The following is a 16,340-nucleotide window of genomic DNA, read 5'->3' as shown; positions in this document are numbered from 1 at the left end:
TTCTTCAATGATTTAATGTTTTGCCCCGTACTGCCGCTATACTAAAACAACGTTAGAGAGCTAACGGAATATAAAGGATATAGATTATGCGATCGACACTCAAAACGCGGCTGCTGTTTAGCAGTCTTTCCGCTGTACTGATCACTATTGCTGTACTCGTGAGTATCTCTAGTTATTTCATTAGAAATAATGCGTTAGAAAACACCCAACATGAAATTGACCAACTGGCGAAGACTTTTTCATCCGGCATAGGTCAGTGGATACAAGACAGAAAAATGGCCATTACGAGCCTAAAGCAAACCATTGAAGCCGATCCTAGTACCAACGTTACCCCTCATTTGTTGCAAGCGCATACTGCGGTTGACTTTGCCCTCACCTACTATGGTGACGAGCAAGGCAACATGTATCGTCAAGATCCGTCGCTGAATACCGCAAATTATGATCCCCGCGTTCGCCCTTGGTATATGGATGCTAAAACGGCGGGTAAAATGATCATGACGGCGCCCTACGTCAGCGCCACATTGAAAAAACAAGTCGTAACTATAGCAGAACCTGTGATGAGCTCAGGCCAGCTCATAGGCGTAGCGGCTGCGAACTTAACCATAGATCAGTTAACAGATGCAGTGCAGCGCCTCCAAGTACCAGGCAAAGGTTACACTCTGATGGTCGATAATGCAGGGCTCATTATTAGTCATCCCAATAGCCAGCTAAATACTCAACAACTCACTAAAATCGATAGTAATTTTAGTAATAACTGGTTATCACAGCGCACTAATGCCAATACGATGGAAGAGCGAAACCTCGATGGTGCCACTAAGTTAGTCTATGTTGCGGCAATACCCTCAACAGACTGGGCGCTGATTTTCGTAATGGATAAGCAAGAAATCATGTCACAGGCAACCGATCTCGCTTGGTGGATGTCTGCCGTAGGTGTTGCACTATTGGTGCTGTTTGGTTTGATTTTAATCGCCATCTTTAAAATTCAATTCAAAGATCTCGAACGCGTTGCCCAAGCACTCAATGATATTGCCGAGGGAGATGGCGATCTCACTGTGCGCATTCATACTGCCAACAGTCACGATGAAATTGGTATGTTAGCTTCGGGTTTTAACCGCTTTGTAGAACGTCTACACGGTATGATTTCCCGCATGCACAAAATTGCGGGTCAATTGGAATATCAAGCCAAAGGAAGTAGTGCGTCGGCAACGGATAACAGCCAACGCATTGAAGTACAGCAAGATGAAGTGACTATGGTTGCCACTGCGGTGACCGAAATGGCCAGCGCCACCGAGGAAATTGCCAGTAATGCTGAGCATACAGCGCAGACAGCTCAAAATGCGGTCGGACTTTCAAACCATGGCCATAAACAGGTAATGCAAAGCCAGCAATCTATCCGTAATTTAGCCAGTGAAGTCGAAACTGCAGGGCGAATTATCGGTGAACTGAACGAGCACTCACAAAAGATCAACAGCATTTTGTTGACCATTAGTGGCATCGCAGAGCAAACCAACTTACTTGCACTCAATGCAGCCATTGAGGCGGCACGTGCCGGAGAACAAGGTCGCGGCTTCGCTGTAGTTGCTGACGAGGTGCGTGTACTGTCACAACGTACGCATTCATCGACACAAGAAATTCAAGCGATGATCGAAACCCTACAACAAACCGCAGGCAAAGCCGTTAAGTCTATGACTCAAAGTCATGAAATGGCAGAAACCAGTGTGGCCGATGCTAATTCAGCCAGCGAAAGTCTGTTGCAAATCAGCAAAGCCATTAATGATATTTCAGATATGGCGAGCCAAATTGCCACAGCAGCCGAGGAGCAAACCTCAGTCACCAGCGAAATCAACCGTAATACAGAGTCGATTCGTGAAGTGTCAGAGAATCTCTCGATTGAGGCACAAACGTCTATGGTCCAAGCTCAAGAGCTCGCCCATTTAGCCGCATCATTGCAGCAGGAAGTTAATCGCTTCAAACTGTAATCAAAAGCCTTATTTTATATAAAGATTACATCAACAATTCCATACAATAATGCCCGCAAGTGTCAGTGACATTTGCGGGCATTTCTTTACATATTATTTCTTCAAAGACTTACAATGGCTTACCTAAAGCAAGCTTAAATAATCTTCATCGCTTTATTTTCAGGAATATTGGCCTCAGGCCGAAGCTCAGCATGTAAGTTTCTTAATCCTTGATAACCCATTTCAATTCGATTTCCGCCATTCTTTTTAGCTTTATACATAGCAGTATCGGCACAGGAAATAAGCTGTTTCTCATCTTCACCGTGCTCTGGATACAGAGCAATACCGATACTCGGCAGAATATAGATCTGCTGTTCGGCAAGCTCGAAGGGTTGCTCGAATACTTGCAATATTTTTTGTGCGGCCAGCAGGGTATTATGTGCTGAATCGACTCGTTCAAGTAAGATGACAAACTCATCCCCCCCAAAACGCGCAACGGTATCTGAGCCCCTCACACAACTGACTATTCGCTGCGCTGTCACTTGCAGTAATAAATCGCCCACGCTATGACCAAAAGTATCGTTAACCCACTTAAATTTATCTAAATCTAAATAAAGCAAAGAGAAATAACTTGATTCCCTATGGGCTCGAGATAGCGCCTTTTGAAATCTATCGTAAAAAAGCTCACGATTGGGTAACAAGGTTAACTGATCATAAAGTGCAATATGCTCTAATCGCGCGAGCATTTGTCGGCGCTCAATCGCAAAGGCTATTTGCGTAGAAACAAACTCCAATAACTCACGGTCTTGGTGTGTATATGAAGCCGAAGTGGGCAAGCTATGCATAATCAAAGCGCCGATAACGCCTTTCTGTAGCTTTAGCGGCACACCCAGCCAACTTAAACTACCATTACCCAAATCTTCACGAATCGCTTGGGGATAATCAGTTAAGGTCACGGGACACAGGAGTAAAGACTCAGCACTGCGGATCACTTGGTCAGTGAACACACTGAAACTTGCGATATCGATAAGCGAATCCTCGCCAGTAGCGGCTTTATAAGGAAAACTTAATTCATTTAAATCTTGATCGTACAATGCAATAGCAAAGTTTGCTGCAGGCAATAATTTAGCAATAATTTCATGAATTCGACGATATAGGGCTAGCAAGTCCTCAGCGACATGCACAGCCTCTGAAATCTCATATAAGGCTGCTTGTCTACGTTCGGCATTTTTGCTCTTAGAAATATCTCTAGCGACTGCGACACGCTGTTGATAAGCATCGGACCAACGTGCAGACCAAAGAATATCGACGATAACACCATCTTTACGCACATAACGGTTTTCAAAATCGACTTTAAAGCGACCTGCCATAATTTCATTGGCCGTTGCGAGAGTGCGTTCCCTATCCTCTGGAATGACAAGATCTAGCATCTGCATACCCATCATTTCTTCTGGGGTATAGCCAAAAATACGTTCTGCCCCAGCACTGACAAATTCAAACCTCCCCGCTTTATCGACGACACAAATAGCATCCAAGAGAAGGTCGATAAAATTGCTTAAGGAAGTGTAGCCATCATTATTCACGTAATTCTCCAATAAACGTCCGTCTTTGGCTAAGTCCTAAGTTTGATCATAAGCATAAAAATAATAATAACGCACTATTAGAGTAGGTTAATTTTCAATGTCATTCCAGAGTTGGCTAAGTTAAGTCCGACTTTTACAGAGTTAAATTCAAACAAAATCAAACACAATACTTAAGGCCATCGGTGGCACTATTTGACTCTGGACGACAGATATCGGCACAATGCCCTAAAATGTTGGTCAACATCAGGGCGCGGCTTTGGTACGCGCAAATCGCATTAAAGGAATTTATTTTTGGACCGATTGTGCTCTCCGTTACATCAACCCAACCATTTTCGCCTTGGGCTTGCCATGTGGTCGCACTCGAATTGGCAAGAAAGTGTGTATGGTCACGGAACTAAACAAGCGGAGCGACTCGCCCGTTACGCGACAATATTCAATACTGTCGAAGGGAACACCAGCTTCTACGCAACGCCTGCACAGCAAACGGTAATGAATTGGCACAGTGCCACGCCCGATAGCTTTCGTTTTACCTTCAAACTACCGCAAACCATCACTCACCAAAGATTATTGCAACACTGCGGCCAAGAATTGAAAGATTTTTTCCAGATAATGACACCATTAATCGATAAAACAGGGATCTGGAAAATTCAACTGCCCGCCCATTTCGGCCCAGAAAGCTTGCCTGCGTTAGCGCAATTTCTAGATCAAATCCCCCAAGGGTTAACCTATGGCGTCGAAGTCAGGCATGCTGCGTTTTTTGCTAAGGGAGATGCCGAGCGTGCGCTTAATCGATTACTCATCGATAAAAAAGTGAATCGCATCATCATGGACAGCAGGCCCTTGTTTGCACTGCCGCCCTGCAATGTCGCGATTATCGACGCTCACAAGAAAAAACCTCGAGTGCCAGTGCATGCGATTGCCACCGCCAATAATCCAGTGGTGCGCTTTATCGGCCAACCAGACGATGCCGTCGCACAACTCGCACAGCAAGGCGTTGCTGTTTTACCTAAGGATAACGATACCTTTTTTGATAATTGGCTCACCCAACTCCCGCAATGGCTCGCAGAAGGTCGAGAGCCCTATCTATTTATTCATACTCCCGACAATGAAGCCGCGCCTGAACTAGCCATCCGTCTCTATCAAAAATTGCGCAGCCAAATTGCAGCGCACATTCAACTCGCCGAGCTAAGACTACTTGATAAGAAACCTGAGGAGACAAGCACGCAGATGGGACTTTCTTGGTAAAACGGGCGCTAAGTAAAATGGACGTAAGAAGAAACCCACGGCAAACTCGCCGTGGGTATATACCCAAACAACCTGAAGATGCAGGATTCAGCGGGAATTTAACGCACTTTAGGCAAGGCGGTTATTTGCAGGCCTAGCGGGCTAAGTTAAAAATAACCAACGCAGCATAAAGTGCGTTAAAACCCGCCGGGACGGAGCGCCCAGGGCACTCCACTTCCGTGTTGCATCAATTCAAAAGGTGGCCGACATTCTGTCATTAATGCGCCTTGAATTGAAGCACCCTGGGCGCTCTGAAACTCGTATCTTCAGGTAGCTTGGGTATAGATGAAAAACAGCTTTAACTCAGGATAAATAAGTTATTCATTTGCTCAAAACCAAGGGAAATGGCTTTAGGTATTGAATCCTTATCAACGGCAATAACCGCATCTTTTGACTCTCGCTGAAACGGTTTTGCCTTAATTGAATTTAACAAAATTGGATTAAGCAAAGTGCTATAGGCCTGTAAAAATGAAGCTGGGCCAGTGGAAAAACGCTGCACACCTGCGGCAAATAACTCGCCGATATCCATCTGCTCATTCAATAGCATAAAATTCAGTGGCATATCCACAGCGGCAGACAAGCGCTTAGCGGTCTCGACCTGATTCGCGCTAGGGATAAAGCCACCATCAGCACCCGCAGCCTGATATTGAGTTAACCTATCGATAGTCATAACAACAGCGGCCTCACCACTGGCTAAACCCAGTAAATACACATCAGTTCGCGCATTAATAAATAATCCTTGGCAACGAGGATGAGCACGAATAGCTTTAATTTTGGCCACCATCTCAGCAACACCTGCACTGCCATCCTCAATATTAATTCCTGCTACGCCAAGCTCAGCGAGCTTTGCAACAAAAGCAGCAACCTCATCGGGATCTTGGCTATAACCAGATTCAATATCTATCGTCACGGGCACTCGGCTCAGCCGTAGAATATTGTTCACTACGTCCAATAAAGCCGCTTTAGGTAGCACTTGCCCATCAGGATAACCGAGCGACCAAGCCAATGCCGCGCTACTGGTCGCAATCGCACGGGCGCCCGATGCTTGGATGATGGCCGCACTGGCGGCATCCCAAACGTTAGTTAATATCAGCGGCTCTGATTGTTGATGTAGTGCTTTGAAAAGTATTCTAGATTGCTCAGCCATCTTATGTCCTTGTTGGTGTTGAAGGCTCAACTCTAACAAGATGGCTTAGGTAATTATCGCGGGAAACGGCACTGAACCGAAAAGCCAAGCCCTCAAGGCTTGGCTATGTGAGCATTCAACTTGAGTATTCTTGGCTAACCCCAAAGTGCATTGGCAAGGATAAACACACTCGCGGAGAGCAACATAGTAATAGGTAGTGTCAGCAGCCAAGCGAGCATGATTTGCTTAATGGTTTGGATCTGAAGCCCTGAACGATTAGCCACCATAGTACCCGCTACAGCGGAAGACAAAATATGAGTTGTCGATACCGGCATCCCCGTCATACTGGCAATCCCAATAGAGACGGCAGCGGTGACCTGCGCGGCAATGCCCTGGCTGTAAGTCATACTCGATGAACCAATTTTTTCCCCCACGGTATATACAATCCGTCGCCACCCCACCAACGTGCCGCAACCCAGCGCAGTAGCAATGGCAATAATCACCCAAATGGGCGCATACTCAGTAGTTCTAGTGAGATCTTTTCGCCATTTAGCCAATGAACTCAAATCCTTAGCAGGAAGATCCAATTTAGCCACTTGGCGAGCAGTATCATCGATGCACAACAATAAACGTCGTACCTCGCGTCGCTCTTCTACATCCATATCTTTGTAAGTTGAGACTTTTGCTAAGCGACGGTCAAGCAACGACATCGCCGGTAATACATTGGCAGATGAGCAATGGGCCAGCATATATTCGGGAACGTTGACTAAGGCTTTAAAGTCGATAACATCCGCGATAACGGCTTGGTTACGGTCATAAATCGCCATAATGCGACGATTAGCATCTTGAGTTCTTTCTAAATCATAGGGTTGACTGCCCATGTCCAAGGCAAAATAAGCCGGTGCCATACAAATCAGCACTAGCATCACTAAACCTATCCCCTTCTGTCCATCGTTAGAACCATGGGCGAAACTCACCCCCATAGCGGAGATAATTAAACTCGCCCTTGCCCAAAATGGAGGGTGTTTTTTACCATTAATCTGCATCTGCTCATCTGGGGTACGGTGAATTTTATGTTTCTGCCAAACATATTTCATAATGAGCAAAAAAATCCCTGCCATCACAAACCCTAAGGTCGGCGAAATAATCAAGGACAGCATGATCTGCGTTGCTTTAGAGACATTAATGCCCTGTAGGATAGGCTGATGATTTATCCAAGCGAAAGCGCCACCCACGCCCATTATCGAACCAATCAAGGTATGGGAGCTCGATGCCGGAATACCAAAATACCAAGTACCTAAGTTCCAGATAATTGCCGAAAATAGCAGGGAAAACACCATCAACAAGCCTTGGATTGAGTCCATACCGAGCAAGGAGTCTACAGGTAATAAATGCACTATCGCATAGGCCACCCCTAACCCCCCTAACAGCACACCCGCAAAATTAAATAGTGCGGAGGTAACGACCGCCAGATTTGCCGGCATTGCCTTGGTATAGATCACCGTCGCCACCGCATTTGCCGTGTCGTGGAAGCCATTAATAAATTCGTATGCCAGTACAAAAAGTACGGCAAGGACTAAACCCACCGACCACGCAAAGCCTAACGTTGTGAACATTTCAAACATAAAATACTTACCCATGGCGAGAACGCCCACAGGTTACGCCCAAGTTTGGGGTCTTTTACAGTGAAAAATTGTTTAGATTGTCAAAAAGTGAATTAGCCCCCAATAACTCAGTAGCATGCTTGCAATTACAACTGGCTTGATTCTATTCGGCCAAATGAATATTTGTGCCACAAAAAGGTGCAATATATTGATTCAATATTAAATAAGCCAACTAGAAATAGTGTTCATGACCATACGTCGTAACAGGGTTATATCCCATGATCACCTAACCGAAATCGCTGTGGCGTCATCCCAAAACGCTCCTTGAAGGCTTTGATATAGGATGAATCATTTTGATAACCAATTTGGTGGGCCACATTCTGTATTGATAGGTCAGTGGCCAATAACGACAGCGAATAGATCAGCCGCAAATGTTGACGCCATAATACGAATGAAGAACCAAACTCCCTCACAAATAGCCTCGACAATGTTCGTTCCGATGCCCCAACCATCTCACCCCATTTCACTAAAGAGAAATCTAAAGCTGGCGTTTGGGTTAAATGCTCAAAAATCAATTTTAGGCGCCTGTCTTGCGGTATCAGTAACTTGAAAGTCTGTCCTTCCGCACTATTAATTTGATCATATAACACCTCAAGCAAACGCAGTATTGGCGCCTGAACCATTGGATCAACATTCGTTGGGGTATTAAAAGCACATTGTTTTCTGAGCGTTAGCACTAACTCCCTTATAAAAGCACTCATGGCGACGGGCTTAACCATGGCACCATAATCTCGACCATACATAGGATTCAAATAGACACCAATAAAGCAGGTATCTGTAATCGCAACAGACTCATGCATGACACCTGCAGGCACAAAAAGCGCTGTGGTATGGGGGACCAAAAAAAGTGCCTCATTTGCCTCTGTCTGTAACAGGCCTTGAAGCGGAAAAATAAGCTGATGCCAACAGTGCTGGTGTAAAACATCCACATAACCCTTCTGCATCTCAATCGTTTTGACAAAAGAAGGCATATTAGGCGCTTGCTCAATAATGGCGTTAATCGAATCGAGTTGGCGACTTAGCATCATTACTTGTCCATATAACGTTATTCAGCCAAATAAAAAGGATTGTAGCATAGCGTTATCCCATAAAAGACACAGGAAAACTCGATGCGCATTCATTGCATTATCCATGAAAGCTATGAAGGTCCAGGCTATTTTAGCGATTGGGCTGCAAGCAAAAACTACAGTATGAGCTTTAGCAGAATCTATCTAGATGAAGCTTTACCCGACAATAGTGATGGTTTTGATCTATTAATTATCCTCGGTGGCCCTCAGTCTCCCGCGACATGCCAAAGTGATTGTCCATATTTTGATAGCCAAGCAGAACAAAGGTTTATCAGACAAGCTATCCAAAAAAATAAAGCCGTTGTGGGGGTTTGTCTTGGGGCACAGTTAATCGGAGAGGCATTAGGTGCCCGTTATCAAAAGAGCCCGCATACCGAGATTGGTTACTTCCTCATTGAACTGACTGCGGCAGGAAAAAGTGATATTAACCTTAAGACATTTTCGACCACTGAAGTGGTCGGCCACTGGCATAATGATATGCCAGGCCTCACTCCCGATTGCGAAGTGCTCGCCACAAGTGCAGCCTGCCCGCGGCAAATTGTACGTTACACAAATTTAGTTTTTGGATTTCAATGCCATCTTGAATTTATCAGTAGCCAATTAGCGCCATTAATTGCTCAAGAAAATGCTTTTTCTAGCACACAGAAAATGCCATATATTCAAAGCCCTGAGTTCATACTGGGGCAATCAACGGCTAGGATGAATCAGTTACTGGGGCATTTTTTAGATAATCTAGTCCTAACCTATCAAGCCGTATAAAGTAAAAAGTGGCTCAAGCCAAAACAAAAACGCCAGCTAAGTTAGCTGGCGTTTTAGATTAATGACTCACAAATCGCTTATTGCAAATGACCCGCATTGTGCAATTCACGATCATCCTTTGCAGGCGGATTCCACTGATACATCCAAGTCTCAGACAATGGCTGACCATCGACCTCCAAATAGACTCTCAGGTTAATCGGCTCAGTACCGTCTCCAGGTGGCACTACGTCAAACATAGCGCGGTAACCATTAATCGAGGCTAAAGGACGGGCTGATTCAATTTCCACTTTGCCTTCAGATGCTGTGATCACGGCTTTAACTTGGGTGTCTTTACCTATCATAGGTAAAGTTCCGCCCGCGAAATCAACCACAAAACGCTTACTGTAGTATTTGCGTTTCTGGCCAACTACGCCGCCAATCCCGGTGAAGGTATCGACAACCCGAGCACGGGGTGATTGAACCGGTGGAATGCCACCCCAGTACATGTTGTAGCTGTACAGCAGCTCTTGACCAGGAACAATCGGCTCAGCAGGATTCCAGAAAGCCACTATGTTATCAAAGGTTTCATCCAGTGTTGGAATTTCAACCAACTGCACTGAACCTTTACCCCAACTGCTGGTTGGTTCAATCCATAGGCTTGGGCGTTTATCATAAAACACGCCGTCGTCCTGATAATGATCAAAGTTACGATCACGTTGCAGTAAGCCAAAACCTTTCGGATTTTCATCGCTATAGGCGTTGAATCGCAGGTTTTCAGGGTTACCTAGCGGACGCCAAATCCATTCACCATTCCCCGTGTGCATGGCTAGACCATCGGTGTCATGGATTTCTGGACGCCAGTCATAACCGGTGCGGCGATCGTTCTCACCCACCATAAACATACTGGTCAGTGGCGCAACGCCTAAACGTTCAATCGCTTTACGTGGATAAACGGCCACATCCACCTTCATTTTTAAACGTTCACCCGGTTCGATATCAAAACGATAAGCACCCGTGACACTCGGAGAGTCTAGCAAGGCATACACAGTGGTGATATTCGATCCTGGTTTAGGTTTTTCTAACCAGAAATTGGTGAACATTGGAAACTCTTCGGGTTTTGGCAGTGCAGTATCCACCGCTAAGCCGCGAGCCGACAAACCGTACTGCATTTCTTGACCCACTGCGCGGAAATAACTAGCGCCAAGGAAGGCAACAATGTCACGCTGCCAATCGGTATTAAATTGCATACGGAAACCCGCAAAACCAAGATCCTTAGGCAACTGACTACCTTTAACCTTTGACTTGCCGTAATCGAACATTGAAGGTGAATATTCGATTAACTTAGCCTTACCCTCATTTAGCTCATAAATATGAATAGGGGTATCAAAAAACAGCCCAAGATGGAACAGTTCGGCACGAAACTCCGAATCTTGATCGCGCCATAGTGCGGCTTTTTTCTTGAAGTGGAATTGTTGGTAATCATCCCAACTCATGCCCTGAAGACTTTTAGGTAATTCGCCTTTATGACTCTCATAGGGTTGTGCCGCCATAGTACGGGCATAACCCTTTAGCCAAGCGTAACTAAACTCTTCACCTTCTTGTGGTGACGCCTGCTTACCTGCTGCACATGCTGAAAGACTCAGCAATACGCTACAGGTTAACAATACGCCGCCAACCATACGCTGCAAACGGCCGCGACGAGAGGAAGATTGGGCTTCAATCGAGGGTAGTGTCACCCCCGATTCTTGATAAACGTTTCTTTGTTCGGGAAATAAATTGGGTTGCATAAGCAGACTCTGAATTGGTGTAACTTCCTGACACTTCCCTGCAAATCTGACTCAATTGCAGCGATGGCCCTGTGGAGAACTGTTGATGACAGAGGTAACAATACAGCGATCAGCAACAATTCGCCAGAATCTAGCATACTTTCTGTCGAATGGAATATGGCATGCTAGCTATTTTCAATCTTGAGGCCTATTTATGAAAATATGATTAAAAAATTCCGTTATTTACTGAATTCACGCCCATAAAAACTTCACTGCCAGCAAGAAGGCCGTCGACTTAATATCTGAAGATAAAGTGCACCTTCGGCATAGGTTAAGGTTAATTATCTGCTCAGCGTGTTAACTCAAAGAAATAATATCGCCAGCCCGCAAAATCGGTTTATGGCCTTAAAATCATACAAGTCGCCGTAGCAGTGGCGAGCAGTTTTCCATCCTGCGTTTTCAGCGTACCTTCCGAAATACCTAAAGACTTAGATAAATTGATCACCTTGCCCTCAGCCACTAACACTTGATGTTTAGGCACAGGTCGAATCATTTTAATATTCAAATCGATAGTGCCGTAACCGACACCCGCTTCAAGCAATGTATGCACGGCGCAACCAGTAACCGAATCCAGTACAGTCGCGGCAAAACCACCATGAACACCGCCCAATGGGTTGAGGTGCTTATCATCGGCAGTCGCATGGAATGTCACCGTTCCTTCGTCGGCTTGAACCAGCGACATTGGCATAGTGAGAGAGATAGAAGGTGCGGGTAATTCACCCCTTGCCATCGCCTGTAAAATAGCTAAACCCGACATTTGCTGAATATTCATATTCCACCTAAATTGATGAGCGTCAAAGCACATGAATAAAAATGACCGCTTAACCACTTTGGATTAGGCGATCATTTAACTGAAAATCCACTTAAACGCTCGGTCCGCATTAACCCCAGCGGTGCCTAAATTGGATCCATATACCACTAAAAAGACTAATAAATATAAGCTCAGCAAAGATCGAATCTATCTAAGTTCATCACCTTAGTCCAAGCGTCGATAAAATCATCGACAAATCGCAGCTGTGCATCACTGCTCGCGTACACTTCTGCGAGTGCACGCAGCTGCGAATTAGAGCCAAAGATCAAATCAACACGACTTGCAGTCCACTTTTGATGGCCGCTGACACGATCAACACCCACAAACATATCCTCCGCTTTGGAAGTGGGTATCCACGTCGTCCCCATATCGAGCAAGTTAACAAAAAAGTCATTGGTCAAAAACTCAGGACGCGCAGTCAATACACCCGTTTTTGACTGATCAGAGTTCGTATCTAACACCCGCAGACCGCCAATAAGCACTGTCATTTCCGGTGCAGTTAAGGTTAGCAATTGTGCCCTATCGACCAATAACTCCTCCGCCGAAACAGAAAACGGAGTGGGATGATAATTTCTAAAGCCATCTGCGACAGGTTCAAGTACTGCAAAAGATTCCACATCAGTTTGTGCTTGCGTGGCATCCATACGACCCGGCGTAAATGGAATCGTCACTTCAACCCCCGCATTTCTAGCCGCTTGATCAATACCGACACAACCTGCTAGCACAATCAAGTCAGCAAGGGAGATTTTCTTACCTCCTTGATTGAACTCAGACTGAATACTCTCAAGCACTTTGAGCACCTTAGCGAGCTGCTCAGGCTGATTCACTGGCCAATCTTTTTGCGGTGCGAGCCGAATTCGAGCACCGTTCGCACCACCGCGCATATCAGAACCGCGATAGGTAGACGCCGAGGCCCAAGCAGTGGCAACGACTTCTGAAATCGTTAATCCAGAACCAATAATCTTCAATTTGAGATCAGTAACATCCTGCTCATTAACCAGAGGATGATCAACCGCTGGAATTGGGTCTTGCCAAAGAAACGTTTCTGCAGGCACTTCAGGACCCAAATAACGCGTGCATGGCCCCATATCTCTGTGTGTCAGCTTGTACCAAGCTTTTGCAAATACATCGGCAAACTCATCGGGATTTTCAAAGAATCGACGTGATATTTTCTCGTAATCAGGATCGAAGATCAGTGCAAGGTCGGTAGTCAACATGGTTGGCACATGACGTTTTGAAGCATCGTGCGCATCGGGGATCACCCCTTTACCCGCGCCATTTTTAGGTATCCACTGATGGGCACCCGCAGGGCTCTTAGTCAGTTCCCATTCATATCCGAATAGATTTTCAAAAAAATTGTTACTCCATTGGGTTGGTGTTGAAGTCCAAGTCACTTCGAGGCCACTGGAAATAGTATCGCCACCTTTACCGCTTTTATAGCGACTCTGCCAGCCTAGGCCTTGCTGCTCAATACCTGCGGCTTCTGGCTCAGGTCCGACTAATGCTGCGTCACCTGCACCATGGGTTTTACCAAAAGTATGACCACCAGCAATCAAGGCTACGGTTTCTTCATCATTCATCGCCATGCGGGCAAAGGTTTCGCGGATATCTACAGCGGCAGCGAAAGGATCTGGGTCGCCATTGGGTCCCTCAGGATTAACATAAATCAACCCCATTTGGACTGCGGCGAGGGGATCTTCAAGATCTCGCTCTCCCGAGTAACGCTTATCGTCTAACCATTTATTTTCCGCACCCCAGTAAATATCAGCTTCGGGTTCCCAAATATCGACTCGCCCACCAGCGAAACCTAAGGTTTTGAATCCCATAGATTCCAGCGCGACATTACCCGTGAGGATCATCAAATCGGCCCAAGAGATTTTATTGCCATATTTTTGTTTAATCGGCCAAAGGAGCCGGCGTGCTTTATCGAGGTTTACGTTATCTGGCCAGCTGTTTAACGGTGCAAAACGTTGATTACCGCTCCCCGCTCCGCCACGTCCATCACCGGTACGATAGGTGCCAGCACTGTGCCATGCCATACGAATAAATAGCGGCCCATAGTGGCCAAAATCTGCAGGCCACCAGTCCTGTGAATCCGTCATTAATGCGAGGAGATCTTGCTTTACAGCAGCTAAATTGAGGGATTTAAAGGCTTCAGCATAATTGAAGTCATCACCCAAAGGATTAGATAAGGAAGAGTGTTGGTGCAGAATATCGAGCCGGAGCTGTTTAGGCCACCAATCTCGATTCGAGGTGCCACCAGCAGAATGGTGCATAGGACATTTGTTCTCAGACATAACGTGCTCTCCTTCTGTTCGCAAAAAATATTCAAGTAAATAAAATCTAAATGACTTTTGCCGCAAGTTTGTACTGCTTAACGCTCTCTACCACAGACTAATCGTTTCAATAGAGAAATAAAAACCAGTCTAACGACCTTACCTTACCTCTAGATGAAACGCGATGAATCCGCTCATTAAAAAATATTCAGCAAAAATTACCCTTTCTAAAATAAGCTATTAAAGGATAGTAAAATGATACCAATCATAAAAAAACAAGGGCTGCAAAATGCAGCCCTTGTTTTTTTATTGGGTAAAACTATGGGATAACTGACTATTTAACTTCTGCCACAGGTTTGCGTCTATTGTGCGCAATGATCAGGGCAACTAAACAGATAACTCCGACAGCAATACCCACTGGCTGGCTCAAAGGTTGCGGTAAGCCTAAGCCAATACCCGCAGTCATAATATAAGACACAGTAACGCTGGTGCCGCCAATCGCTGGTAAGCTAACAATCCAATGGAAGGTCCCGCGATCGAACAAGTACTTAGTTGCTAACCACAATACACTGGTTGATAGCAGCATATTTGAGAAAGCAAAGTAACGCCAAATCAAAGAGAAATCGATCTTCGTCATAAAGTACGCAATGGTCAGAATAGGCACTGCAACTAATAAGCGATTACGCATACTTTGCGGAATATGGAAGGCATCGATAATAGTCAAACGCAGCGAACGAAATGCGGTATCGCCAGAAGTGATAGGGAAGATAGCCACGGCCACAATCGCCATAATACCGCCCGCAACACCTAAATACGTAGTTGCCACTTGATTAACCACTAAACCTGGGCCCCCTTGGTCGAGCAAACTCTTAAGCTCAACATAACCGCCAGGGAAAGCTGCAATACCCGCCGTTGCCCATACACAAGCAACGATACCTTCAGCAACCATAGCGCCATAATACACAGGGCGAACATACTTCTCATTCGTCAAGCAACGAGCCATGATGGGCGCTTGAGTTGAATGGAAACCGCTAATCGCACCACAGGTAATAGTCACAAATAACAGAGGCCAAACAGGTAGCCCATCAGGGTTTGGTTCGAGTAACTCATTGTTGTAATGGCTGTGGTCGAAATAGGCAAACACATCACCCATTTCAGGTAACTGCGGCGCATTGATCATTAGAGCAACGGCGATAGAAACTGTCATGACTATCATCAACAAACCAAATGCGGGATATAATTTAGTGATGATTTTATCAATCGGCAGCATAGTCGCTAAAAAGTAATAGACTAAAATCACTAACACCCAGAAGGTATTATTGCCAAAGATGGTGTCTTTAAAATAATCGAGATTACTCAGCAAACCTGCGGGGCTCATGATGAAGACCACGCCCACAAAAAACAGCAGCATAGCCGTAAACAGCAACATCACGCCTTTAAAGTAAATATTAAAGTAGTGGCCCGCAATCTCTGGCAGACTCTTACCGTCTTCTTTTATGCTGAGCACGCCAGAAAAATAATCATGTACTGCGCCGCCAATAATATTCCCCAGTACTATCCACACTAAGGCTATTGGGCCGTAAAGTGCACCGAGGATCGGGCCAAATATCGGCCCCACACCCGCGACATTGAGGAACTGGATCAGAAACGCTTTAGCCGGATGAACCGGAACGTAATCGACGCCATCTTCGAATCTCGCCTGTGGTGTTATCGCTTTAGGATCTATACCCGCTTGCCGCTCAACAAAGGGACTATAGAACTTGTATGCAAGCACTAAGAGTGCGATACAAATAAAGAAAATTAACATTATTTAATTATCCATACTTTAGTAGGAGGTGATTTAATGGAGAGTTTCATTGAGTTAGCGACTGAGGTCAAGCAACACACTATTAGACTAATGTCGGGTTGATTATCTGAAACAGCCGTACGAGTGGGTATAGATGAACAAACGCGTTTAAAAATAATCCCTATGAAGTATTCAATTTATCTGCAACAGTACTTATCATA

General features: G+C 45.3%; 11 protein-coding genes. 3 read left to right on the top strand and 8 right to left on the bottom strand.

The features are described 5' to 3' along the window. Positions 1-86: 86 nt before the first annotated feature. On the top strand, positions 87-1,979 hold the full coding sequence (locus tag KO533_RS13255) for a methyl-accepting chemotaxis protein (protein WP_173246509.1): 1,893 nt from the start codon (positions 87-89) through the stop codon (positions 1,977-1,979). Positions 1,980-2,113: 134 nt separating this feature from the next. Here KO533_RS13255 and KO533_RS13250 read toward each other — a convergent pair whose 3' ends face one another. Then, positions 2,114-3,541 carry a diguanylate cyclase gene (locus KO533_RS13250; protein ID WP_173246513.1) on the bottom strand — a complete coding sequence of 476 codons (1,428 nt, stop codon included), beginning with the start codon at positions 3,539-3,541 and terminating at the stop codon, positions 2,114-2,116. Between the two features lie 291 nt (positions 3,542-3,832). On the opposite strand from KO533_RS13250, the gene KO533_RS13245 reads away from it, so the two are divergent. Then, positions 3,833-4,786, top strand: coding sequence for a DUF72 domain-containing protein (locus tag KO533_RS13245; RefSeq protein ID WP_219254573.1), 954 nt, complete (start codon positions 3,833-3,835; stop codon positions 4,784-4,786). 337 nt (positions 4,787-5,123) lie between these two features. On the opposite strand, the gene KO533_RS13240 is transcribed toward KO533_RS13245, so the two are convergent. From KO533_RS13240 to KO533_RS13230, 3 genes are all read right to left on the bottom strand, one after another. Next, positions 5,124-5,972, bottom strand: a complete 849-nt coding sequence (locus KO533_RS13240; protein ID WP_219254571.1) for an isocitrate lyase/phosphoenolpyruvate mutase family protein — start codon at positions 5,970-5,972, stop codon at positions 5,124-5,126. Positions 5,973-6,106: 134 nt separating this feature from the next. Continuing rightward, a complete protein-coding gene (locus KO533_RS13235; RefSeq protein ID WP_105252986.1) occupies positions 6,107-7,576 on the bottom strand; it encodes an inorganic phosphate transporter in 1,470 nt (489 codons plus the stop codon). Positions 7,577-7,824: 248 nt separating this feature from the next. Next, positions 7,825-8,640: a helix-turn-helix transcriptional regulator gene (locus KO533_RS13230; protein WP_173248684.1), complete on the bottom strand. Its 816-nt coding sequence runs from the start codon at positions 8,638-8,640 to the stop codon at positions 7,825-7,827. Between the two features lie 84 nt (positions 8,641-8,724). Between KO533_RS13230 and KO533_RS13225 the strand changes: the two genes are divergently transcribed. Next, positions 8,725-9,441 (top strand): type 1 glutamine amidotransferase, encoded by a 717-nt coding sequence (locus KO533_RS13225; RefSeq protein ID WP_219254569.1) that lies wholly within the window; start codon positions 8,725-8,727, stop codon positions 9,439-9,441. A gap of 77 nt (positions 9,442-9,518) precedes the next feature. Here KO533_RS13225 and KO533_RS13220 read toward each other — a convergent pair whose 3' ends face one another. The 4 genes from KO533_RS13220 to KO533_RS13205 form a co-directional block, all read right to left on the bottom strand. Beyond that, positions 9,519-11,207, bottom strand: a complete 1,689-nt coding sequence (locus KO533_RS13220) for a glucan biosynthesis protein D (RefSeq protein WP_219254567.1) — start codon at positions 11,205-11,207, stop codon at positions 9,519-9,521. 376 nt (positions 11,208-11,583) lie between these two features. Beyond that, a complete protein-coding gene (locus KO533_RS13215) occupies positions 11,584-12,018 on the bottom strand; it encodes a PaaI family thioesterase (protein WP_028761608.1) in 435 nt (144 codons plus the stop codon). A 170-nt stretch (positions 12,019-12,188) separates the two neighbouring features. Continuing rightward, a complete protein-coding gene (katG, locus tag KO533_RS13210; RefSeq protein ID WP_219254565.1) occupies positions 12,189-14,354 on the bottom strand; it encodes a catalase/peroxidase HPI in 2,166 nt (721 codons plus the stop codon). 313 nt (positions 14,355-14,667) lie between these two features. Next, positions 14,668-16,140, bottom strand: a complete 1,473-nt coding sequence (locus tag KO533_RS13205) for a carbon starvation CstA family protein (RefSeq protein WP_105250058.1) — start codon at positions 16,138-16,140, stop codon at positions 14,668-14,670. Positions 16,141-16,340 lie beyond the last annotated feature (200 nt).

Source organism: Shewanella sp. NKUCC05_KAH (assembly GCF_019345585.1).
Classification (GTDB): Bacteria; Pseudomonadota; Gammaproteobacteria; order Enterobacterales; family Shewanellaceae; genus Shewanella; species Shewanella oncorhynchi.
This window is presented reverse-complemented; position numbering and strand designations above follow the sequence as displayed.